27 protein-coding genes are annotated in these 23267 nt (G+C 61.4%); 13 read left to right on the top strand and 14 right to left on the bottom strand.

The features are described 5' to 3' along the window. Positions 1-49: 49 nt before the first annotated feature. The 4 genes from RGR602_RS05125 to RGR602_RS05110 form a co-directional block, all read right to left on the bottom strand. Positions 50-1180 (bottom strand): site-specific DNA-methyltransferase, encoded by a 1131-nt coding sequence (locus RGR602_RS05125; protein WP_039844218.1) that lies wholly within the window; start codon positions 1178-1180, stop codon positions 50-52. Positions 1181-1318: 138 nt separating this feature from the next. After that, positions 1319-1522, bottom strand: a complete 204-nt coding sequence (locus RGR602_RS05120; RefSeq protein ID WP_039844217.1) for a hypothetical protein — start codon at positions 1520-1522, stop codon at positions 1319-1321. Between the two features lie 101 nt (positions 1523-1623). Then, complete coding sequence (locus tag RGR602_RS05115) at positions 1624-1971, bottom strand: antibiotic biosynthesis monooxygenase family protein (RefSeq protein ID WP_039844216.1); 348 nt, start codon at positions 1969-1971, stop codon at positions 1624-1626. Further along, positions 1968-2297, bottom strand: a complete 330-nt coding sequence (locus tag RGR602_RS05110; protein WP_039844215.1) for an NIPSNAP family protein — start codon at positions 2295-2297, stop codon at positions 1968-1970. Before RGR602_RS05110 ends, RGR602_RS05115 begins: the two co-directional genes overlap by 4 nt. 73 nt (positions 2298-2370) lie before the next feature. Here RGR602_RS05110 and RGR602_RS05105 point away from each other — a divergent pair, with 73 nt between their 5' ends. Continuing rightward, entirely contained in the window at positions 2371-3057 is a 687-nt protein-coding gene (locus RGR602_RS05105; protein WP_039844214.1) for an ArsR/SmtB family transcription factor, read from the top strand. Between the two features lie 120 nt (positions 3058-3177). Next, positions 3178-3867 carry an HAD family hydrolase gene (locus RGR602_RS05100; RefSeq protein WP_039844213.1) on the top strand — a complete coding sequence of 230 codons (690 nt, stop codon included), beginning with the start codon at positions 3178-3180 and terminating at the stop codon, positions 3865-3867. A 19-nt stretch (positions 3868-3886) separates the two neighbouring features. Here the strand turns inward: RGR602_RS05100 and RGR602_RS05095 are convergent, their stop codons facing one another. Continuing rightward, complete coding sequence (locus RGR602_RS05095; protein ID WP_170250151.1) at positions 3887-4537, bottom strand: hypothetical protein; 651 nt, start codon at positions 4535-4537, stop codon at positions 3887-3889. 206 nt (positions 4538-4743) lie between these two features. On the opposite strand from RGR602_RS05095, the gene thrC reads away from it, so the two are divergent. From thrC to RGR602_RS05075, 4 genes are read left to right on the top strand one after another with little or no spacing between them, the layout of a single operon-like run. Beyond that, positions 4744-6135, top strand: a complete 1392-nt coding sequence (gene thrC / locus RGR602_RS05090; RefSeq protein WP_407692039.1) for a threonine synthase — start codon at positions 4744-4746, stop codon at positions 6133-6135. A gap of 25 nt (positions 6136-6160) precedes the next feature. Continuing rightward, entirely contained in the window at positions 6161-7459 is a 1299-nt protein-coding gene (locus RGR602_RS05085; RefSeq protein ID WP_039844211.1) for a M16 family metallopeptidase, read from the top strand. A gap of 28 nt (positions 7460-7487) precedes the next feature. Further along, positions 7488-8102, top strand: coding sequence for a GNAT family N-acetyltransferase (locus RGR602_RS05080; protein WP_022716447.1), 615 nt, complete (start codon positions 7488-7490; stop codon positions 8100-8102). Next, positions 8099-11011: a sensor domain-containing phosphodiesterase gene (locus tag RGR602_RS05075; protein WP_039844210.1), complete on the top strand. Its 2913-nt coding sequence runs from the start codon at positions 8099-8101 to the stop codon at positions 11009-11011. The genes RGR602_RS05080 and RGR602_RS05075 overlap by 4 nt, the downstream gene beginning before the upstream one ends. Positions 11012-11117: 106 nt before the next feature. Here the strand turns inward: RGR602_RS05075 and RGR602_RS05070 are convergent, their stop codons facing one another. Further along, positions 11118-12203, bottom strand: coding sequence for a zinc-binding metallopeptidase family protein (locus RGR602_RS05070; RefSeq protein WP_039844209.1), 1086 nt, complete (start codon positions 12201-12203; stop codon positions 11118-11120). Positions 12204-12335: 132 nt separating this feature from the next. After that, complete coding sequence (locus RGR602_RS05065) at positions 12336-12941, bottom strand: YqgE/AlgH family protein (protein WP_039844208.1); 606 nt, start codon at positions 12939-12941, stop codon at positions 12336-12338. A 141-nt stretch (positions 12942-13082) separates the two neighbouring features. Here RGR602_RS05065 and RGR602_RS05060 point away from each other — a divergent pair, with 141 nt between their 5' ends. From RGR602_RS05060 to RGR602_RS05040, 6 genes are all read left to right on the top strand, one after another. Beyond that, positions 13083-13925: a protein-disulfide reductase DsbD domain-containing protein gene (locus RGR602_RS05060; RefSeq protein WP_082046493.1), complete on the top strand. Its 843-nt coding sequence runs from the start codon at positions 13083-13085 to the stop codon at positions 13923-13925. A gap of 55 nt (positions 13926-13980) precedes the next feature. Then, positions 13981-14466, top strand: coding sequence for a peroxiredoxin (locus RGR602_RS05055; protein ID WP_039844207.1), 486 nt, complete (start codon positions 13981-13983; stop codon positions 14464-14466). Positions 14467-14789: 323 nt separating this feature from the next. Continuing rightward, the gene (locus RGR602_RS39165; protein WP_267285091.1) at positions 14790-14912 is read left to right on the top strand and encodes a hypothetical protein; all 123 of its coding nucleotides are present in this window, start codon (positions 14790-14792) and stop codon (positions 14910-14912) included. After that, on the top strand, positions 14909-15649 hold the full coding sequence (locus RGR602_RS05050; RefSeq protein ID WP_039844206.1) for a metal ABC transporter ATP-binding protein: 741 nt from the start codon (positions 14909-14911) through the stop codon (positions 15647-15649). Before RGR602_RS39165 ends, RGR602_RS05050 begins: the two co-directional genes overlap by 4 nt. Beyond that, positions 15646-16518 (top strand): metal ABC transporter permease, encoded by an 873-nt coding sequence (locus RGR602_RS05045; RefSeq protein WP_039844205.1) that lies wholly within the window; start codon positions 15646-15648, stop codon positions 16516-16518. The genes RGR602_RS05050 and RGR602_RS05045 overlap by 4 nt, the downstream gene beginning before the upstream one ends. 16 nt (positions 16519-16534) lie before the next feature. Beyond that, the gene (locus RGR602_RS05040; RefSeq protein WP_039844204.1) at positions 16535-17434 is read left to right on the top strand and encodes a metal ABC transporter substrate-binding protein; all 900 of its coding nucleotides are present in this window, start codon (positions 16535-16537) and stop codon (positions 17432-17434) included. An 18-nt stretch (positions 17435-17452) separates the two neighbouring features. On the opposite strand, the gene RGR602_RS05035 is transcribed toward RGR602_RS05040, so the two are convergent. Next, positions 17453-17761 (bottom strand): Dabb family protein, encoded by a 309-nt coding sequence (locus RGR602_RS05035; protein ID WP_039844203.1) that lies wholly within the window; start codon positions 17759-17761, stop codon positions 17453-17455. A gap of 272 nt (positions 17762-18033) precedes the next feature. On the opposite strand from RGR602_RS05035, the gene RGR602_RS05030 reads away from it, so the two are divergent. Further along, positions 18034-19233, top strand: a complete 1200-nt coding sequence (locus tag RGR602_RS05030) for an NAD-dependent formate dehydrogenase (protein ID WP_039844202.1) — start codon at positions 18034-18036, stop codon at positions 19231-19233. Between the two features lie 99 nt (positions 19234-19332). On the opposite strand, the gene RGR602_RS35330 is transcribed toward RGR602_RS05030, so the two are convergent. From RGR602_RS35330 to RGR602_RS05005, 6 genes are all read right to left on the bottom strand, one after another. Then, positions 19333-19524 carry a zinc ribbon domain-containing protein gene (locus RGR602_RS35330; protein ID WP_170250146.1) on the bottom strand — a complete coding sequence of 64 codons (192 nt, stop codon included), beginning with the start codon at positions 19522-19524 and terminating at the stop codon, positions 19333-19335. A gap of 13 nt (positions 19525-19537) precedes the next feature. Next, entirely contained in the window at positions 19538-20263 is a 726-nt protein-coding gene (locus RGR602_RS05025) for an amino acid ABC transporter ATP-binding protein (RefSeq protein WP_039844201.1), read from the bottom strand. Next, positions 20241-20900 (bottom strand): amino acid ABC transporter permease, encoded by a 660-nt coding sequence (locus tag RGR602_RS05020; protein WP_039844200.1) that lies wholly within the window; start codon positions 20898-20900, stop codon positions 20241-20243. The genes RGR602_RS05025 and RGR602_RS05020 overlap by 23 nt, the downstream gene beginning before the upstream one ends. Beyond that, complete coding sequence (locus RGR602_RS05015) at positions 20897-21568, bottom strand: amino acid ABC transporter permease (protein ID WP_039844199.1); 672 nt, start codon at positions 21566-21568, stop codon at positions 20897-20899. The genes RGR602_RS05020 and RGR602_RS05015 overlap by 4 nt, the downstream gene beginning before the upstream one ends. 75 nt (positions 21569-21643) lie before the next feature. After that, positions 21644-22429, bottom strand: coding sequence for a transporter substrate-binding domain-containing protein (locus RGR602_RS05010; RefSeq protein WP_039844198.1), 786 nt, complete (start codon positions 22427-22429; stop codon positions 21644-21646). Positions 22430-22433: 4 nt separating this feature from the next. Beyond that, positions 22434-23180 carry a GntR family transcriptional regulator gene (locus RGR602_RS05005; protein WP_052451485.1) on the bottom strand — a complete coding sequence of 249 codons (747 nt, stop codon included), beginning with the start codon at positions 23178-23180 and terminating at the stop codon, positions 22434-22436. Positions 23181-23267 lie beyond the last annotated feature (87 nt).

The following is a 23267-nucleotide window of genomic DNA, read 5'->3' as shown; positions in this document are numbered from 1 at the left end:
GAGGTACAAAAACCGGAAGAAGGTAGTCTCGATCAGGTCAGGCCGCTGCTCATTCCGCCTTCGCCAGATCACTGCGGATCACAGACCGCAAATCGTCGATGGGGCGCAGGGATTGCCCGTCGTCGAAGTGCCAGAATGTCCATCCGTTGCATGCATCGAGCCCCTGCACTTTCGCGCCGAGACGATGAATCGAACCAGCCTCGCCGCCGGAGGCAACCGTGCCGTCTGCGCGGACGATCGCACTGTAGCGGCGGCGGGCATCAGTCAGCACCTGGCCGGGTTTGATGAGGCCGCTTTCCAAAAGTGCATTGAAGGCGACGCGAACCTCCTGCTTCTTGCCGGTCATGACAGTCAGCTCTGCCTTGCCGAGCGGCTCGACGGCGGCAATGCGGGCAGAGGCCGCATCGATATAGTCCTGCTCGCGCTCGATGCCGACGAAGTGGCGGCCGAGGCGCTTGGCGACAGCGCCGGTGGTGCCGGAGCCGAAGAACGGATCGAGGATGATGTCGCCGGGTTTCGACGACGCCATGATGACACGGGCGAGCAGCGCCTCCGGCTTCTGCGTCGGATGAACTTTCTTGCCATCGTCGCCCTTTAGCCGTTCACCACCGCTGCAGATCGGGAACAACCAGTCGGAGCGCATCTGCACGTCGTCGTTGGCAGCCTTCATCGCATCGTAGTTGAAGGTATAGCTCTTGGCCTTCGCGTCCGGGCTCGCCCAGATCATCGTCTCATGGGCATTCTGGAAGCGGCGGCCCTTGAAGTTCGGCATCGGGTTGGTCTTGCGCCAGATGATGTCGTTGAGAATCCAGAAGTTCAGGTCCTGCAGGGTCGCGCCGACCCGGAAGATGTTGTGATAGGAGCCGATGATCCAGATCGTCCCGGTAGGCTTCAGCACGCGGCGGCAGGCAAGCAGCCAAGCACGGGTGAAAGCGTCGTAGGCTTCGAAGGATGCAAAGTGATCCCACGCGTCATCGACGGCATCGACAAGCGACTGGTCCGGACGGTGAAGCGTGCCACCGAGCTGGAGATTGTACGGAGGGTCAGCGAATATGACATCGACGGAATTGGTCGGCAAAGCTTCGAGGGCTGCAACACAGTCACCCTTGATGATCGTGTCGATCCAAGAACCCGGTGTTGCGGAGGTCTTGAGATCGGCAAGCGGAAAAACTGACGCCATATGGATACTCGCTTATACACATTACGCTTTTACTCGCCGTTATGGTTACTCAAGTTGGTTACCAAAGCCTGAACCGGTGGATGATTTCGGGAAATAAATGCAGGGACGCGGAAGTAAGGTCGCCGCCGCGCTAGACGTCTACATGACATTCTTCGGGCAATCGCCATCATCGAGACGGCAATCGCCGGCAAGCCGTTCGCCGACTGCCGGAACGACAATCCTGCCTCTCGCTCTGGCGCGGGCCATGGAGATCATCTCGAAAGCCAGCCGCGGCATTCGGATGATCTCAAGAACGCGCGGCCGGAAATTGCCCAGGCCCAGCGCCAAGTCGATCGGAAACATGCTGAGGCACGAGCATCATGCCTTTTCGGCAGAATCATCTGGGGCGTCATCGTGGATCAACGTCCCGAAATCCGGATCGTTGAAAGGCAGGTGGATAAAGACTAAGCCGTGTGCACCTGCCGGCTATCGACCGGCGTTTCTGCCCGCTCGAACATGCCGTAGTCTCGAACCACATGGCCGATGCGCAGGCGGTAATCGGCGAAGATGCCGTTGCGGCCGGCCTTCTGCGCGGCGCGGTGGGCTTCGAGATTGCGCCACTCTTTGACCGCCTCCTCGTCACGCCAGAAGGATAGCGACAGCAGCTTGCCGCGCATCGTCAGGCTCTCGAAGCGTTCGATGGAAATGAAGCCGTCAATCTTTTCCAGTTCGGCGCGCAGGTCGGAGGCAAGGTCAAGGTATTTGTGGCGTTCGCCCATATAAGGCACGACTTCGAAGATGACGGCGATCATGGCAGCACCAGAGGAGAATGAGGGAGGGACACGTTCTTCAGGAAGATGCGGTCTTCCTTCAGGATGAAGCGCCCGCGTTTGGCGAATTCGTAGTTCTCCTTGCCGAGCGGATCGGCTGCGAGGCGGGCGCGATAGTCCTCATAGGCGGCGAGGGTTTCAATATTGTAGACGCCGTAGGCGGTCGTCGCGGACCCCTCGTGGGGGCCGAAATATCCGAGGAGATCGGCACCGTTGCGCGGTATCGCCTGCCCCCAGGCGCGGGCATACTCGATAAAGGCATCCTTCTTGAACGGGTCGATCTCGTAGCGGATGAAGCAGGTCAGCATCACTTCTCTCCTTTTCGTGTGAAAGGCGTTTTCGCACATTGTGTAACGACAATGCTTCGGTTACGATCGAAGTATGAGAGAAGGACCGGATATTGCCCAGGTCGGAGCGCTGATCGGCGATCCTGCCCGCGCCAACATGCTGGCTGCGCTGTCGGGCGGCCGGGCCTTGACGGCGACCGAGCTTGCGGCAGTGGGTGGCATCACCCTGCAGACGGCGAGCACGCATCTTGCCAAGCTCCAAACCGGCGGCCTGCTTACCCAGCGAAAGCAGGGCCGCCACCGCTATTTCACACTCGCCGACGAAGCAACCGCCCTGCTGATCGAGAGCATGATGGGTTTCGCCGCCAGCCGCGGACATTTGCGCCACCGGCCGGGTCCGAAGGAACCGGCGCTGCGCAAGGCGCGCATCTGCTACGACCATCTGGCCGGCGATTACGGCGTGCGCATGCTCGATAGTCTCGTGGCAACGGGTGCGATCGACGCAATCGGCGAAGGATTGTCGGTCACGCCTCAAGGCGAGAGCCGGCTGCAATGTATCGGCATAGATGTCCCCGGCCTCAAATCGTCCCGCCGCCCGCTCTGCCGCTCTTGCCTCGACTGGAGCGAGCGCCGCGCGCATCTGGCCGGCAGTCTCGGCAAGGCGCTGCTTTCGACTTTCTTCGACAAGGGCTGGGCGCGGCGGACCGCGGGAAGCCGCTCGGTGATCTTTTCGCCCGAAGGCGAGCAGAAGTTCCTGTCGCTCTTTCCGCTGGAAGCCTGAGCCGCCAAACGTCAGCCGCAAGCCGCCCGCGCGGCGCATTCCAGCCATGCCGGCGTGCCGGTTGAGCTTTCGACGGCCATCGTGTAAGTCGCATCATCCCCCAACAAGGCTTGAGAGTTCATGGACGGCTTCGACCTCATTATCTTCGACTGCGACGGCGTTCTAGTCGATTCCGAAATCATAGCGGCGGATGTGGAGTCCAAGCTTCTGACCGACGCAGGCTATCCGATCAGCGTCGAAGAGATGGCGGAGCGCTTCGCAGGCATGACCTGGAAGAACATTCTTCTGCAGGTGGAGCGCGAAGCGAGCATTCCGCTTTCCGCCTCGCTGCTCGACAAATCCGAAAAGCTGCTCGACCTGCGCCTCGAACGGGACGTGCAGGCCATTGCCGGCGTCGAGTTCGCCATCTCGCGTCTTGATCTGAAGCGTTGCGTCTGCTCGAATTCCAGCGCGCACCGGCTCGACATGATGCTCGGCAAGGTGGGACTGAAGAAGCTATTTGCTCCAAACATCTTTTCCGCAAAAGATCTCGGGCCGGATCGCGTCAAGCCGAAGCCCGACATCTTCCTGCATGGCGCCGAGACGATGGGAGTCTCGCCGTCGAAGACGGTCGTCGTGGAAGATTCTGTCCATGGCATCCATGCGGCACGCGATGCCGGCATGCGCGTCATCGGCTTCACCGGCGCATCGCATACCTATTCCTCGCACGCCGACCGCCTGACGGATGCCGGCGCGGAGACGGTCATCTCGCGGATGAAGGATCTGCCGGGCGTCGTTGATGCTCTTTCGGAATGGGCTGGCGTCCTCTAAAACAGGGACAGGCCGGCTCTTAGCTGCTCTTCTTGGTCTTCGCGGCCGGGCCCTGATCGAAACCGATATTGACGCGAACCAGCGCGCCGGAGCCGACGGGCAGCTTGAAGCCGTCCTTGCGGAAGAGAACCTGAGCGGCCGTCTGCCCTGCCGGAATTTCGGCAGTAAACGGAACCACTTCCGAAGTGACCACATCCTGCCCGTCGAAGGCGGTGATCCGGACCGGCAGCGTGACGCGGCCGGGGCCGCCGGCCGGGCCGGCGATCAGGCGGATCTGCGCCACGACAGTCATCGTCAGGTTCTGTTCGTTCAGCGTGCACTGACGCGTGTAGTCCCCGATTGCCGCCTGATGGACGATCTGGCTGTTGTCACCCGTCTTGCCCTTGGCATAGGTGCGGAAGATCGCGTCCTGATCCTTCATGAAAATCTGCGGGCAGGAGCCCTGCACGACCGGCTGCGCGGTACCTTGGACGTTGGTCGCGGTGCCGATCGGCTTGTCGCTGGAAGACGGATTGGCGGGCGCAAGCGGCATGATCTGGGCATTGCCGTTCGGCTGAGCCGGCGCTTCGGCGGACTTGCTTTCACCGCCGACGCCCAGGGAATTGCAGCTTGCAAGCAGAGCGGCAACCGATACGGAAACGATGAGGCGCGAGACTTTGCCGAACACGATTATTCCACCCTCTTACAAAGTTTCTGGCAGGCCCGAAGTCTTGCTTGCAGGGCCTTTCATGACAGTTTGCGATGGTCTATATCAGCGGCGCAAAGAAAAATCGATTGGGTAAGCACCGTTTTGACGCACATTTCGATCTGCTGCAACTTCGGCGCCTGGATCCTCTATCCGGATTTCCTCCGGCCATAACGTCAAGGATGAAGAACGTGGACTATATCTCGACCCGCGGCGAGGCCCCATCTCTCGGCTTTTGCGATGCGTTGCTGACGGGTCTTGCGCGCGACGGCGGCCTCTATGTCCCGCGGCAATGGCCACATTTCTCCAAGAAGGAAATCCGGGCGCTGCGCGGCAAGAGCTACCAGGAGATCGCGTTTGCGATCCTATCGCCCTTTATGAACGACGAAATCCCCGCCGCCACATTTCGGGCGATGATCGACGAGGCCTATGGCACCTTCCGCCATCCGGCGATCGCCCCGCTCGTCCAGACGGGACCGAACAGCTTCGTCATGGAGCTTTTCCACGGCACCACGCTCGCCTTCAAGGACGTGGCGATGCAGCTTCTGGCACGCCTGATGGACTATGCGCTGGAAAAGCGCGGCGAGCGCGCGACGATCGTTGGAGCAACGTCGGGCGATACGGGCGGTGCGGCCATCGACGCCTTCGCCGGCCGCGAGCGCACCGATATTTTCATCCTCTTCCCGCACGGCAAGGTCTCGCCGGTGCAGCAGCGGCAAATGACGACCTCGACGGCCCCCAATGTCCACGCGCTGGCGGTCAAGGGCAATTTCGACGACTGCCAAAACCTCGTCAAAGCGATGTTCAACGACGCCGCCTTCCGCGACAAGGTTCGCCTTTCCGGTGTCAACTCGATCAACTGGGCGCGCATTATGGCCCAGATCGTCTATTACTTCACGACGGCGATCACACTCGGCGGGCCTGATCGTAAGATTTCGTTTACGGTACCGACCGGCAATTTCGGCGACATTTTCGCAGGCTACGCGGCCAAACGCATGGGCCTGCCGATCGGCAAGCTGGTAATCGCGACCAACGAGAACGACATCCTCGCCCGCACGATGAAGACCGGCCGCTACGACATGAAGCAGGTCAAGGCGACGACCTCGCCGTCGATGGACATTCAGATTTCCTCGAATTTCGAGCGCCTGCTTTTCGAAGCCTATGATCGGGACGCTTCCAAGGTGCGCCATGCGATGGACAGCCTGAAGCAATCGGATGGCTTCGAGATCGCGCCGAAAGCGCTTGCCGCCATCAAGAAGGACTTCCGCGCGGGCCGCGCCAGCGAGAAGCAGGTGGCGCAGACGATCAAGAATACCTACGCCGAAACAGGCTATCTTCTCGACCCGCACTCGGCAATCGGCGTATTCGTTGCCGCCAAGCACGACAAGCCGAACACGCCGATGGTGACGCTTGCGACCGCGCACCCGGCAAAATTCCCCGCCGCGGTAAAATCCGCCTCCGGTATTGACCCGGCGCTTCCGACGTGGCTTGCTGGACTGATGCTTAAGGAGGAGCGCTTCCAAGTCGTCGATCCGGAACTTAAGGCCGTTGAAGGTTTTATCGGCAAGCACGCCCGGACGTGATGCGGCAGGCGCAGAAAGATAGCCAATGACAGTTGAGTGCACCCGGCTCAAATCCGGGCTGACAGTAGTAACCCAGACCATGCCGCATCTTGAAAGCGTCGCTCTGGGCGTCTGGATCAAATCGGGTTCGCGCAACGAAACGGAAGACGAGCATGGCATAGCCCACCTGCTCGAACACATGGCTTTCAAGGGTACCGCACGCCGCTCGGCCCGCGACATCGCCGAGGAAATCGAGGACGTGGGCGGCGAAGTGAACGCGGCCACCTCGACCGAAACGACGTCCTACTACGCCCGCGTGCTGAAGGATTACGTGCCGCTCGCCGTCGATATTCTCGCCGACATTCTGACCGAATCGGCCTTCGAGGAAGACGAGCTCGAACGCGAGAAGCAGGTGATCTTGCAGGAGATAAATGCGGCGAACGATACGCCAGACGACGTGGTCTTCGACAAGTTTTCCGAGACCGCCTATCGCAACCAGACGCTTGGCCGCGCCATCCTCGGCACGCCGGAGACCGTCGTCTCCTTCTCGCCGCAACAGATCCGCAACTATCTCGGCCGCAACTATACGACCGATCGCATGTTCATCGTTGCCGCCGGTGCAGTCGATCACGATGAATTTGTGCGCATGGTGGAACAGCGCTTCGCGAGCCTGCCGACCGCTCCGAGCGCGCAGCCGGTCATCGAGACCGCCCGCTATATCGGCGGCAGCGTGCGCGAGACGCGCGACCTGATGGACGCGCAGATCCTGCTCGGCTTCGAGGGCAAGGCCTATCATGCCCGCGACTTCTACTGTTCGCAGATCCTTGCCAACATCCTCGGCGGCGGCATGTCCTCCCGCCTCTTCCAGGAAGTGCGCGAAATCCGCGGCCTCTGCTATTCGATCTATGCCTTCCACTGGGGCTTTTCCGACACCGGCATCTTCGGCATCCATGCCGCAACCGGCGGCGAGAACCTTCCCGAACTCGTACCGGTGATCATCGACGAGTTGCATAAGTCGGCCGGCTTCATCGAGCAGAAGGAGATCGAGCGTGCCCGCGCGCAGATCCGCGCACAGCTTCTGATGGGACAGGAAAGCCCTGCCGCCCGTGCCGGCCAGATCGCCCGCCAGATGATGCTCTACGGCGGCCCGATCTCCAATCAGGAAATGATGGAACGGCTCGAGGGCATCACCATCGAGCGTCTCACCGACCTTGCCGGCCGACTGTTTTTCGACACTGTGCCGACGCTTTCGGCAATCGGCCCGCTGGAGCAACTGGCACCGACGGAAGATATCGTCGCCTCGCTGTCCGCTCCCCTGCCGCAGTCGAAAACTGCAAGCCGCTGAGCCGCGTTCCATCTGCCGGGAGTGATCGATGCCAAAATCGGTTTTTCGATTCCTGTCGCGGCAGCCGGAGGCGGTGGAGCTCGAGAACGACCGCTATGCGCTAAGACTTCCGCGCTATCAGGATTTCAACCAGTGGCACAAGCTGCGCTCCGCCAGCCGCAAGTTCCTGGAGCCCTGGGAACCGACATGGCGTCGCGACGAGTTGACAGAGGGCGCCTATCGCGCCCGCGTCATCCGCGGCAAGCAGGAATATGCGTCCGGCCAGGCGATCCCGCTGTTCCTGTTCCTAAAACCAGACATGGAACTGCTCGGCGGGATCACGATCGGCTATATCCGCCGCGGCGCGGCGCAGAGCTGCATGATCGGTTACTGGATGGGCGAGAAGCATGCCGGCCAAGGCCATATGTTCGCCGCACTTCAGTTGGTTATACCCTATATCTTCGCAGGGCTTGAGTTGCACCGTATCGAGGCAGCCTGTATTCCGGAGAACGCACGAAGCATTCGCCTGCTTGAGAAAGCCGGGTTTCAGCGGGAGGGCTATCTGCGCGGATACTTGAAAATAAACGGTCAGTGGCATGACCACGTGATGTATTCACTGCTTGCCACCGATACGGATACAGGCAGGAAAACCGACAGCCGATGACCACGAACCGCATGCTGCCTAAATCACCGTCCGGCCGATTGATCGCGGTGATCGCAGCTCTTTTCCTGTCGATGCTTGCATTGGCTGCAGGCGTTGCGCAGGCGGCGGAACCCGTGAAAATTTCCCGCGACGACACCGCGCTCGATTTGACCGCGACGACGGAAATCTATGCCAATCAGGGCGAGGCCTTCCAGGTCTCGACGGCCGCAGGCGCAGACGGCATCCGCCGGCGCATCGAGGTGCGTGCCAGCTCCGAAAACCACCAGGGCGACTGGGCCGTCTTTGCGCTCGCCAACGTCTCGGAAGAACAGCTCGAGCGCGTCATCGTCGCTCCGCATTTCCGCCTCGTGAATTCCAAGCTTTTCTGGCCGGACCTCGGCTCGCAGCGCATCATGGCGATCACGCCGAGCGAGGGCTTTGCGCTCGACCGCCAGCCGAGCGACGAGGCCGACGTCTTCCGCATCACTCTGAATCCAGGCGCTGTCATCACCTTCGTCGCCGAGCTTGCAACGCCCGACCTTCCGCAGATCTATCTTTGGGAGCCGGACGCCTACAAGGACACGATCAACGCCTTCACGCTCTACCGCGGCATCGTGCTCGGGATTGCCGGCCTTCTGGCCGTGTTCCTGACGATCCTCTTCGTAGTCAAGGGAACCTCGATGCTGCCGGCAACGGCGGCACTTGCCTGGGCGGTGCTCGGCTACATCTGCGTCGACTTCGGCTTCCTCGGCAAACTCGTCAGCGTCGCCTCGGCGGACCAACGAATATGGCGCGCCTGCGCGGAAGTGGCGCTGGCGTCGAGCTTCGTGATCTTCCTGTTCACCTATCTGAACCTCAACCGCTGGCACACGCATCTCGGCTATGCGACGCTTGCCTGGGTTCTCGGCCTGGCTTTGCTCTTCGGTGTCGCGATCTATGATCCGTCGATCGCCTCCGGTATTGCGCGGCTTTCCTTCGCGCTGACGGCGACGATGGGCATCGTGCTCATCATCTATCTCGGCTTCAACCGCTATGACCGCGCCATTCTGCTGGTGCCTGCCTGGGCGCTGATCCTGGTGTGGATTTTCGGGGCTTGGCTGACCGTGACCGGCCGGCTCGACAACGACATCATCCAGCCGGCGCTCGGCGGCGGCCTCGTCCTCATCGTTCTGCTGATCGGTTTTACGGTGATGCAGCACGCCTTTGCGGGCGGCGCCTTCCAGCAGGGTCTGTTTTCCGATCTCGAACGCCAGTCTCTGGCGCTGACCGGCTCCGGCGACATGGTGTGGGACTGGGACGTGGCGCGCGACCGCGTCGTCACCATCCCGGACGTTTCCATCAAACTGGGCTTGCCGCCGGGAACCATGCATGGCGCAGCCCGCAACTGGCTGCCGCGGCTTCACCCGGACGACCGCGACCGATTCCGCGCGACGCTGGACGTGCTGCTCGAACATCGTCGCGGACGGCTGAACCACGAGTTCCGCATCCGCGCCGAGGACGGGCATTTCCATTGGCTGCTGATCCGCGCGCGGCCCGTGCTCGGCTCGAACGGCGAGATCATCCGCTGCGTCGGCACGATCGTAGACGTCACCGAGCAGAAGAATTCCGTCGAGCGGCTGCTGCATGATGCACTGCACGACAATCTCACTGGCCTGCCGAACCGCCAGCTCTTCATCGACCGCCTGCAATCGGTGCTGGCGCTTGCGCCCGGCGGCGAAACGCTCAGGCCGACGGTGATGGTGATCGATATCGACCGCTACAAGCTGGTGAACGATTCGCTTGGCGTCGCAGCCGGCGACAACATTCTGATCGCGCTGACCCGCCGCCTGCGTCGTCTGCTGAAGCCGCAGGATACGCTGGCGCGCCTTGCGGGCGACCAGTTCGGTCTCATTCTCGTTTCCGAGCGCGATCCAGCGAAGGTCGCCGATTTTGCTGATGCCGTCAGCAAGGCAATCATGGTGCCGATCAATTTCGGCAATCGCGAAATTATTCTGACGGCCTCGATCGGTCTCGCCTCCTGGGTAGACCAGCAGGAAAACGCAGCCGGAATGCTGAGCGATGCCGAGCTTGCCATGTATCGCGCCAAGCGCGCCGGCGGCAACCGCGTCGAACCCTTCCGCCCCGCCTTCCGCGATTTCGGCGCCGACCGCCTGCAGCTCGAATCCGATCTCCGCCGCGCCATCGAGCGCAAGGAGCTCTCGATGGTCTACCAGCCGATCGCACGGCTGGAGGATGTCGAGATTGCCGGCTTCGAGGCGCTGATGCGCTGGGAGCATCCGAAGCGCGGCAACATCCCGCCGTCCGAATTCATCCCGATTGCCGAGGCCTCGGACATCATCGGTCCGCTCGGCATGTTCGCGCTCGAACAGGCGACCAGCGACCTGATGGCCTGGCAGAACCAGACCGGCGAGCTGCCGATCTTCGTCTCGATCAACCTGTCGAGCGTGCAGCTCCTCAACAACGAACTTTATGACGACGTGCGCTCGGTTCTTTCGAAGACTCATTGCGAGCCGTCGCGCCTGAAGCTGGAGCTGACGGAATCCATGGTCATGGAAAATCCGGAACAGGCACGGCTCGTGCTGCAGAAGCTCAAGGAAGCTGGCCTCGGACTGGCGCTCGACGACTTCGGCACGGGCTACTCGTCGCTGGCCTATCTTACCCGCTTCCCCTTCGACACGATCAAGCTTGACAAGGCGCTCGTTCGCGATGACAGCGACAAAAAGGCAACCATTCTAAGGTCGGTCATCTCCATGGCGCGCGAATTGGAGATGCAGGTGGTCGCCGAAGGCATCGAATCCAACGAGGATGCCATCGAGCTCGCCAAGATGGGCTGCAGCTACGGGCAAAGCTACCTCTTCGGCCCGCCGATGGGCTCCGATTCCGTGCTGCGCCTGCTGAAGGAACGGTTTCCACTGACGAAGCGGGCTTAGGCCCTCCAAATAAATGCTGGCGACTACCCAACACCCTGTCCTCTCCCTGCGTCAACCGCATGCCCCTTCTTCCTGTCGGGTAGAAGGCTGGCAGGTGGATGAGGGGCTACGCGGCAGCCTTCCGCGACATCGCAGACGCAACCTGAATGAGCTTGTGCAGATATTCCAGCTTCGCGACGACAGCCCGCGACAGCACGAAGGGATAGGAGTCCGGCTGGCCCATGCTGCGCTGAATGGCGTTGATCGCGACGCTGAGCGGAACCCAGGCGCTGACGAGCTGTTCAGCGCTTTCCGCCCTGTATGGATTGAAATCCACTTCCGAGGCCATTTCCTCATGGCCGCGGGGATCGATGGCGATGCCGAAGGCGCGGGCCGTTTCCAGCGTATCAACGATATGCAGGTAGTGCGCAAAGCACTCGGCAAAATCTTCCCACGGATGTGAGGATGCATAGGCGCTGATGAAGCTCTCCTGCCAGCCGAAGGGCGGACCGTTTACATAATGGTTCTGAAGGGCTGCGCCGTAATCCTGTCGTTCGTCGGCGAAGACGGCGCGGAAGGCATCTAAGCCATTCCTGTCTCGCACCAGCTTGTTCCAGACGAAGTGGCCGGCCTCATGACGGAAGTGGCCGAGCAGCGTGCGGTAAGGCTCGTTCATCATGGTGCGCGCTTGTTCGCGGGTGGCGTCATCTGCTTCCGCCGCACGGATGGCGATCAGGCCCTCCTCATGTCCGGTCATCGCGGGGAGGATATTGCCGTCGTTCTGAACCGTATCTTCGAGGAAATCGAAAACGAGGCCGCCGACGGGATCTTCCTCGCGATCCGGGTGAGGCAGGTTCCAGCGCAGCAGCGAATAAAACAGATGGCGCTGCGCCTGACTGATGCGGCGCCAGCGGGCGATGCCGTCCTGGGTTCCGGTGTTCGGCACCAGCCTGTTGTGGCGGCAGGCGATGCAAAAATCATGGGGGTCCTCATCCGCAAGCAGCCAGTTGCAGATATCGAGACCGGCATTGGCGCAGAAGCGGATCCTGCGCTCCGGACGTGCGACGAACTGCCACTGCATTTCATCGCGCGGCTCGAGCGAGTGCACGCAGAGGTCATCCGGCAGGAAGCCCAGGCGATGATTGCAGCGGACGCAATGGCGGTTGTCGAAGTGGACGACCTGGTCGCAATTGTCGCAGGCGAAGAGCCTCATGATTACCTCGACGAATGGTGACGAACCAAAATGCCTGCTGCGCGGCGCGCAACAGGCATTTCGGCAGCGCGCCATCTGACACGCTTGCCGGAAGAAAACGTCACGTCAACGAAATCGTTCCTGGATTAGATATCACGCATGTCCGGCTTCGGCCGAAAGCATCGCGGCCGTGATGCCCATGCCCGCGAGAGCGCGCTCGTATTTGTCGTCCAGATTGCGGTCGAAGATCAGCGCCTCATTGGCGGCGCAGGTCAACCAGCCGTTGCTGGCAACTTCCATTTCGAGCTGGCCGGCACCCCAGGAGGAATAACCGAGCATCATCGTGGCCCTCTTCGGCCCGCCGCCCTTGGAAATCGCGCGGACGATGTCGAGCGTCGCCGTCAGGCAGATATCGTCGCTGATCGGGATGCTGGAGTCGCTGATATAATCATCGGAATGCAGCACGAAACCGCGGCCGCTTTCCACGGGACCGCCTGTCTGGATCGGGAAGTCCCGGGCATGTTCCGGAAGGACTATCGGCTCCTGGTCGTTGACCATTTCGAGATGCAGCAGCACGTCCGTGAAGGTAAGGCTTTGGGCGCGGTTGATGATGAAACCCATGGCACCGGCATCGGAATGGGCGCAGATATAGATGACCGTGCGGAAGAAGTTGCTATCTTCCATGCCCGGCATGGCAATCAGGAACTGCCCGTCGAAAAAGCCGCGTTCCCGCCTGTTTTTCAGCGTGGATAAGGACATACTTCCTCCTGCTGCCAGACTGTTACCAACAGCCCTATAAAAGAAACATGGGGCAATGCCGCAGATCAATCAACTGAAAATGAAGAATTAGATGGCCGAACTTCTGGCAGGCAAAGGCGATTTTCGATAAACCGTTGTTCCATGACGATTTTTTTTCTCGAGTTTCGCCAGTTTCTGAACGCCACGATCTGCGCCGCCGCGCTGGCCGGATCGTTTGAGCCGGCGCGCGCCGAGATGAGCGGCTGGATCGCCAATGAGGGCGGCCGGATGCGGCTGATCGCGCTGCCGCCCGGCCGCGACGGCATGATGCGCGGTGCGCTGCAGATCGAGCCGAAGCCCGGCTGGATCACCTATTGGCGCGAGCCCGGCAACAGCGGAATACCGCCCCAGATCACGGTCGCGCGGGAAAGCGGCATCACGCTGACGGCAATCCGCTATCCCGTGCCAAAACATCTCGTCGACGGCAAGATAGACGACATCGCCTATGACGCGCCGGTTTCGCTGCCGCTGACCTTCTCGGCGAAAAACGCCTCCCGGTCGCTCGAACTGAAGGCGAGCGCGTTCATCGGCATCTGCAAGGATATCTGCATTCCGTTCCAGGCCGAATTCTCACTTCCCATCGCTGCCGCCAATCAATCCCGGCCGGAAGAGGAAGCGATCCTCAAGAATGCCGAGGCCTCCCTGCCGGAAAAGCCGTCTTCGCAGTTCAAGGTGATCTCCCACAAGTTCTCTGAGGACATGAAAGAGCTCTGGCTGCAAGTTGCCTTGCCCGACGGCGGCGACACCGCGCCGGAGGTGATCCTCACGGGGCCAAACGGATATGTCTTCACCAGGAAGCTGATGAGCAAGCGCGACGGAAAGAATTTTTCAACGTCGATTGCCGTCGACAAGCTGCCGAAGAATTATGAAATCGCCCGCAAAAGCTGGAGCGTTCTGATCATCGATGGCGGCCGCGCCATGGAGACGCCGCTTGCCTTTGACTGACCGGCTTTTATAGTCGGCTGCCCCCACCGCAATCATAAACATCAAGGAGAACCCTATGACCATCGCGATCGGCGATAAGCTTCCTGCCGCCACTTTCAAGGAAAAGACGGCCGACGGACCGGTAGAGGTTTCGACGGATCAGCTCTTCAAAGGCAAGCGCGTCGTGCTTTTCGCCGTACCCGGCGCCTTCACGCCGACCTGCTCGCTGAACCATCTGCCGGGCTATCTCGAAAACCGCGATTCCATCCTCGCCAAGGGCGTCGACGATATCGCCGTTCTCTCCGTCAACGACTGGCACGTCATGGGCGCCTGGGCCGAGCAGTCCGGCGGCATGGGCAAGATCCACTTCCTCGCCGACTGGAACGCCGGCTTCACCAAGGCGCTCGGCCTGGACGCTGACCTTTCCGCCGGCGGCCTCGGGGTGCGCTCCAAGCGCTATTCGATGCTCGTCGAAGACGGCGTCGTGAAATCGCTGAACGTCGAGGAGAGCCCCGGCCAAGCCACGATCTCAGGTGCGGCCACGATGATAGAGCAGCTCTGAGAGAGCGGCAGAGAAGGCGTCGAGAGGCGGCCGAACCCAGCCGCCTCAGATCGGTAAATTATTGTAATTTCGTAGGTTCTTGTCGACCGGGAATTCCGGCAGGAAACGACGCATGAGGCTGACTTGGCCCGCCCGTTTTCCCGCAGTGTATCGGCTTTTCGGCGCAGGATCAGCGGCGGCTTTCACGACGGCTCCTGCCACAGCTTCGGGGGCGTCGCCGGTTTCGTATGCGCCCTTTTGTTTTCGGCGGGCTCGCCACCGCCGTCAATTTGCCATATTCGTTATAACATAACTTGTAATGTTATTACATTAAGAAGCACCCTATGAAAAGTCTGCCTTTCGCATCCGGCCTGCTCCTGCCCTCTGCTGTGACCCGCGTCGCCTGCGTGCTCGTTCTCGTCGGGGCACTCTGGACGGCGATTCATTGGGCGATCGTCCTGCCATGAGCGACGCGCTGATCACCCTCGACAACCTGACCGTCGCCTATGATCGTCACCCAGCGGTGCATCATGTTTCCGGCTCCATTCTCGCAGGCAGCCTGACGGCGATCGCGGGGCCGAACGGTGCAGGTAAATCGACGCTTCTGAAAGCCATTATGGGCGAGCTGCGGCCCGCCGAGGGGCGGATTTCCCATAGGCTGCAGCGCACGGATTTCGGCTACCTGCCGCAGGCGGCCGAAATCAACCGGCGCTTTCCGATCTCGGTCTTTGACGCCGTGCTGCTCGGCGCTTGGCGTAGCAGCGGCGCCTTCCGGCGCGTCTTGGCGCATGAGACCGGCAAGGCTCGCGAAGCGCTTTCCGCAGTCGGGCTCGAAGGTTTCGAGAAACGCCATATCGGTTCACTGTCGGCCGGCCAGTTCCAACGCGTACTTTTTGCCCGGTTGCTGCTGCAGGATGCCAAGCTCATCCTGCTCGACGAGCCGTTCACAGCCATCGACGCCCGCACGACAAAGGATCTGCTCGATATCGTCGCGCGCTGGCACGGCGACGGGCGAACCGTCATTGCGGTTCTTCACGACTTCGACCAGGTGCGGGCGCATTTCCCGCAGACGCTGTTGATCGCGCGGAAGCTGATCGGCTGGGGGCCGACCGGCGACGTCATGTCGCCCGCCAATCTTCTCAAGGCGCGCGCCATGGCCGAGCGCTGGGACGAGGATGCGAGAGCCTGCGAGCCTGCGGCATGACGTCCTTCGACATCTTCCTCGCGCCGTTTGCGGATTACGGTTTCATGCGCCGCGCGCTCGTCGCCTGCCTCTGCCTCGGCCTCGGCGCCGGCCCGATCGGCGTCTTCCTGATGCTGCGGCGCATGAGCCTGATGGGCGACGCGATGAGCCATGCCGTGCTGCCGGGTGCGGCGATCGGCTACCTCGTTGCGGGATCGCTGTCGCTGACCGCCATGGGCATCGGCGGCCTTATCGCCGGGCTCTCCGTCGCACTGCTTTCCGGCATCGTCAGCCGGACGACGGTCCTGCAGGAGGATGCCAGTTTCGCAAGTTTCTATCTCGCGTCGCTGGCGCTCGGCGTGCTGATCGTTTCGCTGCGCGGATCGAATATCGACCTGCTGCATGTGCTCTTCGGCACCATTCTGGCGATCGACGCTCCTTCTCTCGTCCAGATCGGCGCGATCACCTCGATCACGCTCGTCGTTCTCGCCGCGATCTACCGGCCGCTGGTGGCCGAGTGCTTCGACCCGGGGTTCCTCAAAGCCGTCGGCGGCCGGGGACCGGTCTATCATGTGCTTTTCCTGCTGCTCGTCGTGCTCAACCTCGTCGCCAGCTTTCAGGCACTCGGCACGCTGATGGCCGTCGGATTGATGATGCTGCCGGCGGCAATCGCGCAGCTCTGGTCGCGCAGCCTGCCGTCGATGATGGCGATCGCGGTGATCAGCGCCACCTTCTCCGGCTATCTCGGGCTCATCGCCTCCTACCATCTTGAGCTCGCCTCCGGTCCGACCATCATCATGACGGCGGCGGCAATCTACGGGCTTTCCATCCTCTTCGCGCCGTCGGGCCTTGCCCGGCGCCTCTTTCCCCGCCCGCATCTTAAGGGCTGAACTCAAGGAGATTTCGATGATTTCCCGCAGACTGCTTCTTTCCGCGGCCCTTCCCGCGCTGATCGCCTTTTCGTCCGTACCAGCCTCCGCCGAAACCCTGAAGGTGGTTGCCTCCTTTACCGTGCTTGCCGATGTCGTCAGCCAGGTCGGCGGCGACCACGTGAACGTCACGAGCCTCGTCGGCCCGAATGGCGACCCCCATGAGTTCGAGCCGTCGCCTGCCGACGCCAAGCATCTGAAGACCGCGCAGCTGACCTTCGTCAGCGGCGAGGGCCTGGAGGGCTGGATGGACCGGCTGATTTCCGCTTCCGGCTACAAGGGAACGCCGGTCACCGTCTCCGACGGCATCAAGACCCGCACGATGGAAGAGGACGGCGAGACCGTCACGGATCCCCACGTCTGGAACAGTCCGGTCAACGTAAAGGTCTGGGTCGCCAATATCGAGAAGGCGCTATCGGCCGCTAATCCGGCGGATGCCGGCATCTTCAAGGCGAATGCCGAGCGCTACACGAAGACGCTCGACGCGCTTGACGCCTATGCCCATTCCAAATTCGACACGATTCCGGACGACCGGCGCAAGGTGCTGACGAGCCACGACGCCTTCGGCTATTTCGGCCGCGAGTACAATGTCAGCTTCCTAGCACCGCTGGGCATGTCAACCGAAACGGAGGCGTCTGCCGCAGACGTCGCCAAGCTGATCGAGCAGATCAAGGCCGAGCACGTGAAGAGCTATTTCTTCGAAAACTCGAACGATCCCCGCCTCGTCAGGCAGGTCGCCAGGGCAACAGGTGCGCAACCCGGCGGCGAGCTCTATGTCGAATCGCTTTCGGATGCGAAGGGACCGGCACCGACCTACGAGAAGATGTTCCGCTACAATGTCGATCAGATCGCCGCGGCGATGGCAAAGTCGAGCTGATCGGCGCCGCGGCTTCCCTCAGAGATTGAAATCAAAGACCAGGAGGCCGGCAAGGCCTCCATCCGTCGAGGAGATGATGCGCTCGCCGACGGCCACATGCTCGGGATGCACGAGATAGGCATCCCGCGCCTCGGCATTTTCGAAGGTCACCACGAAGCCGTCGACAAAGCCGCCATGCAGCCCCTCGGGCGAGACGTTTGGGCCGTATCTGACATCGAGGATGCCCGGGATCACCTGCTTCAGCGCGACGACCGATTCGAGCAACGCCTGCTTCTCCTCGCCCGTCATGGCAGCCTTCAGCCTCAGCAATACGCAATGCAGGATCATATGGTGGCCTCCTATGGCGTTGCCGGCAGAATAGAGGGAACGAGGCAGAGGGCAAGGGGATTGCGGTGACTTCCCGGCGGCTACTTGAAACCGTGTCCGGCTCCTCCACCTTTCCAAAGTGGTGCCAATTACGAACGCGGGAGCGCTGCGAGCGAGCCTGCTGGCCACAGATCATTCAACAGAGCACATTGCCCTGCTGTTCGTCCGCATTGACCGGCAGCTCTGAAGAATTCGCGGCCCTCCCTCTTCGTTTCAAATGAAGGGAGATGGAAATGGCAAAGGTCGTTTGCGTCCTCTATGACGATCCGGTCGATGGATATCCGAGCGCCTATGCGCGGGATGGCCTGCCGAAACTCGAACACTATATGGGTGGCCAGACGCTTCCCACCCCGAAAGCCATCGATTTTCAGCCGGGCGCCCTGTTGGGCAGCGTCTCCGGCGAATTGGGCTTGAGGAAGTTTCTCGAAAGCCAGGGGCACAACCTGCTCGTGACCTCGGACAAGGACGGTCCCGGCAGCGTCTTCGAACGCGAGCTTGCCGACGCCGAGATCGTGATCTCGCAGCCTTTTTGGCCGGCCTACCTGACCGCCGAGCGGATCGCCAAGGCGGCCAAGCTCAAGCTGGCGATCACCGCCGGCATCGGCTCCGACCATGTCGATCTCAAGGCCGCGATGGATCGCGGCATCACCGTCGCCGAGGTGACCTACTGCAACTCAATCAGCGTATCCGAACATGTGGTCATGATGATCCTCAGCCTCGCGCGAAACTATATCCCCTCCTACCAGTGGGTCGTGAAAGGCGGCTGGAACATCGCCGACTGCGTCGCGCGCTCTTACGATATCGAGGGTATGGAGATCGGCACGGTGGGTGCCGGGCGGATCGGCAGCGCGGTGCTTCGACGGCTGAAACCGTTCGACGTCAAGCTGCACTATACCGACCGCCACCGGCTTCCCGATGCAGTCGAGAAGGAGCTCGGCGTTACCTTCCACAAGACGCCAACTGAGATGGTGCCCGTCTGCGATGTCGTCACGATCAACGCGCCGCTGCATCCGGAGACGGAAAACCTCTTCGACGAAGCGATGATCGCCAAGATGAAACGCGGCGCCTACCTGGTGAACACGGCGCGCGGCAAGATCTGCAATCGCGATGCCGTCGCGCGGGCGCTCGAGAGCGGGCAGCTTGCCGGTTATGCCGGCGACGTGTGGTTCCCGCAGCCCGCACCGAAGGACCATCCTTGGCGGTCGATGCCGCATCACGGTATGACGCCGCATATTTCCGGCTCGTCGCTCTCCGCCCAGGCGCGCTACGCCGCTGGCACGCGGGAAATTCTCGAATGCTGGTTCGAAGGCAAGCCGATCCGCGAGGAATATCTGATCGTCGATGGCGGCAAACTTGCCGGCGCCGGTGCTCACTCTTACAGCGCCGGAGACGCGACGCGTGGGTCTGAAGAGGCGGCGCGCTTCAAAACCTGAAGGCGCCCGGTTGCTCGGAAGGCTCGACCGGCTCTCGTTGCCTGCCGAGAGCCGAAGCGATTGCAGGCATGCGTTATCCCAAGCGTTATGCCGACTTGTTCAGAGCGAAGCTCCGCCGATCGTTATCGCTTCAACGCAGAGCCGCTGCCCTTCCTCCACGATCATAGACGCCGTGTCCCGACGCAGGATGTTGATTGCAGCATTGTGGTCGGCATGGGTGCGCAAGCCGCATTGGCAACAGCGGAAAGACGCTTGGCTTTCGCGGCTTTCCCTGATGCGGCGGGATAGCACACGCGAACGCCCCCTAATGCACGCCGAGGAACTGCTTGAGTTCGGCGGTTTTCGGGTTGGCGAAGACTTCTTCCGGCGGGCCGATTTCGTGGACGCGGCCCTGGTGCATGAAGACGACGCGGCTGCAGACGTCGCGGGCGAATTTCATCTCGTGCGTCACCATCAGCAATGTCATGCCCTCGGAGGCAAGCTCCCGCACGACAGCCAGAACCTCGGCGACGAGTTCCGGGTCGAGGGCGGAGGTGATCTCGTCGCACAGCAGCGCGATCGGCTGCATGGCAAGCGCCCGGGCAATCGCGACACGCTGCTGCTGGCCGCCGGAAAGCTCGTCGGGATAGGCGTCGAACTTGTGACCGAGACCGACGCGATCGAGCATCTTGCGGGCGACCGCTTCAGCCTCTGCCTTCGGCGTCTTCTTGACGACCGACTGCGACAGCATGACATTGCCGCCGGCCGTCAGGTGAGGGAAGAGATTGAACTGCTGGAAGATCATGCCGACCTTCAACCTGAGCGCCTTCAGATGCAATTCGTCGTCCAGAAGCTGGGCGCCGGCCACCGAGATCGATCCTCGGGTGATGGTCTCGAGGCCGTTGATGCAGCGCAGCAGCGTTGATTTTCCCGAGCCGCTCTTGCCGATGACGGCAATGACCTCGCCCGGCTCCACATCCAGGTTGATGCCCTTCAGCACCTCGTTCGTGCCATAGCTCTTGCGGACTTCAGTGATTTCGATGAGCGACATTGAGCTTCCTTTCGAGGATCTGGCTGCTCTTCGACAGAGGCCAGCAAAGCGCAAAATAGATAAGAGCGACGAGCCCGTAGACAGTGAAGGGCTGGAAGGTGGCGTTGGTGACGACGGTGCCTGCCTTCGATAGTTCGACGAAGCCTATGATCGAGGTGAGCGCCGTTCCCTTGACGACCTGGACGGAGAAGCCGACCGTCGGCGGCACGGCGACCCTCAGCGCCTGCGGTAGGATGACGTAGCGCATCTGCTGCAGCCTGCCCATGCCGAGGCTGGAGGAGGCTTCCCATTGGCCTTTCGCAACCGCTTCGACGCAGCCGCGCCAGATTTCGGCGAGGAAGGCGGCGGCCCACAGGATCAATGCCAGGCCGGCGGCAAGCCATGCCGGCACGTCGATGCCGAAAAGGCCGAGACCGAAGAAGGCGATGAAGAGCTGCATTAGGAGCGGCGTGCCTTGAAAAAGCTCGATGTAGTATTTTGCAAGCGCCCGCAGCGACTTCCGCTTGCTGATGCGCAGGAAGAGCAGGCCGAGCCCGACCGTGCCGCCCCCGATGAAGGAAACGAGCGAGAGCAGAACCGTCCAACGCGTGGCGAGCAGCAGGTTACGCAGGATATCCCAGAGCGTGAACTCTATCATCGGACAAGTCTCCTCGGGAAGATGAACCCGCCGGCCACCATCAAAAGCTGCCGGAGCAGGATCGCCAGCGCCAGATAGAGGGCCGTCGAGACGATGTAGGCTTCGAAGGCGCGGAAGGTTCGCGACTGGATGAAGTTGGCGGCAAAGGTCAGGTCCTCGGCGGCGATCTGCGACACGACGGAGGAGCCGAGCATGACGATCACCACCTGCGAGGAGAGTGCCGGCCAGATGCGCTGGAGCGACGGCACGAGAACGACATGTCGAAAGGTTTCGAAAGGCGTCATGGCAAGACTTGCGCCCGCCTCGAACTGTCCCTTCGGCGTCGCCTGGATGCCGGCGCGGATGATCTCGCAGCTATAGGCCCCGAGGTTGACGATCATGGCAAGATTGGCGGCCGTCAGCTCAGAAAGCTGCAGACCGAGCGACGGCAGGCCGAAGAAGATGAAGAAGAGCTGGATCAGGAACGGCGTATTGCGGATCAGCTCGACATAGGCCGCAACGACGGGCTTCAGCCAGGCCGGGCCGAGCGCGCGCACCCAGGCACAGAAGGTGCCGAGCAAAATGCCGAGCACGCCGCCAATCGAGATCAGCTCGATGGTGATCACGATTCCCTTGACGATCTGCGGGTAATATTGAAGCAGCCAACCGAATTCGAAATGGTAGCTCAAGACACTGTCCCCTCTTTGATTACCGACGGCGAGTGGTCACCCCGCGGTGGCGGGATGACCATGCTGGACCGGTTTTTAGAGGTCTTTCGGGAGGTCGGCGCCGAGCCACTTCTGGGCAATGGCGTTCAGCGAACCATCGGCCTTGGCGGCCGCGATGATGCCGTTCACCTTTTCAAGAAGCGCTGGCTGCTCCTTGCTGAGGCCGATGTAGCAGGGCGAGTTCTTGATCAGGAACTTCAGCTCGGGTCGCTTCGGGGGGTTCTTGGCAAGAATGGCGGCGGCAACGACGTTGCCGGTTGCAACAGCCTCGACCTGACCGGAGAGAAAGGCGGAAATCGTGCCGTTGTTATCCTCGTAGCGCTTGATCGTGACATCGGCAGACGCGATCTTCGTCAGTTCGAGGTCTTCGACGGCGCCGCGGGTGACGCCGACCGTCTTGCCGGCAAGATCTTCCACCTTGGCGACGGAAAGATCACCTGGTGCGAACACGCCGTTATAGAAGGGAGCATAGGCCGCGGAGAAATCGATGACCTTTTCGCGGTCCGGATTCTTGCCGAGGCTGGAAATAACCAGATCGACCTTGTTCGTCTGCAGATAGGGAATGCGGTTGGCGCTGGTGACCGGCACGAGTTCGGTTTTGACGCCGATTTTTTCGGCAATCAGATTGGCCATGTCGATGTCATAGCCCATCGGCGCCATATCGGTGCCGACGCTGCCGAACGGCGGAAAATCCTGTGGGACGGCGACGCGCAGCGTGCCGCGCGCGGTGATGTCGGCAAGCGCATCGGCATGGGAAACCGAACCGAAGCCGACAGCGGCTGCGAGGGTTGCGATTGCAAAGAATGTTCTTCGTGTCAGCATGTGTTCATTTCTCCTTTGAAGTTGCGGTTTTTCGTGTGCCTGCCGGTTGGGAAGACATCGTCTTGGGAGGCAGCGACAGCGAGCTGCGCAATTCCGAGAGTGGGTCCGGGCGGGTCGTGAGGTCCAGGCCCGTTTCCACCTCGTCCAGATGTTCGACGGAGAGCTCGGCGGCCTTGACGAAATCGCCTGCTGCCATGGCCTCGAAGATGCGGCAATGCCCCTCATGAGATTGGACTGCGTGAAATTCCGACTGATAGAGCATCGAAATCAGGATTGTCCTGGCAGTCAGATCGCGCAGGATGTCGACAAGGATCGGGTTGCCGCCGAGTTCGGCGATGCGGATATGGAAGTCACCCATGAGGCAGGTGAGGCGCTGGCGGTCGCCTGCAGCCATCGCAGCCTTTTCCTCGTCGAGGTGGGAGACGAGAACCGTGCGGCCCTCGTGCGTCAGCGCGCGCATGCCCCGCAGCAGGCCGGATTCGATAGCACGCCTTGCCTCATAGACGGTCATCGCCTCTTCAGCGGACGGCTCGACCACAAACCAGCCCCGCCGGGGGCTCACGGTGACGATGCCGCGCGTTTCGAGCCTCATCATCGCCTCGCGCACACGGGTTCGCGAAACGCCGAAGACTGACGCAAGCTGGTTTTCGCTGAGCCGCGTGCCGGGCCGGATCCGGGCGGAAAGAATGCCCGAAACGATGGCCTCTTCGATGTTGCTCTGTGTGCTTTCGGATGTATGGCTGTCTTGCATACAAGACGGGTAAGCAAGCCATATGCCAGTTTTTACAAATCTTTCATTTACAACGGCTTTCCCACCTGGGCCGCGAAACAGTCCGTT

Source organism: Rhizobium gallicum bv. gallicum R602sp (assembly GCF_000816845.1).
Taxonomy (GTDB): Bacteria; Pseudomonadota; Alphaproteobacteria; order Rhizobiales; family Rhizobiaceae; genus Rhizobium; species Rhizobium gallicum.
The sequence above is the reverse complement of the archived record's forward strand: the minus strand, read 5'-3'. Positions and strand labels throughout refer to the sequence as shown.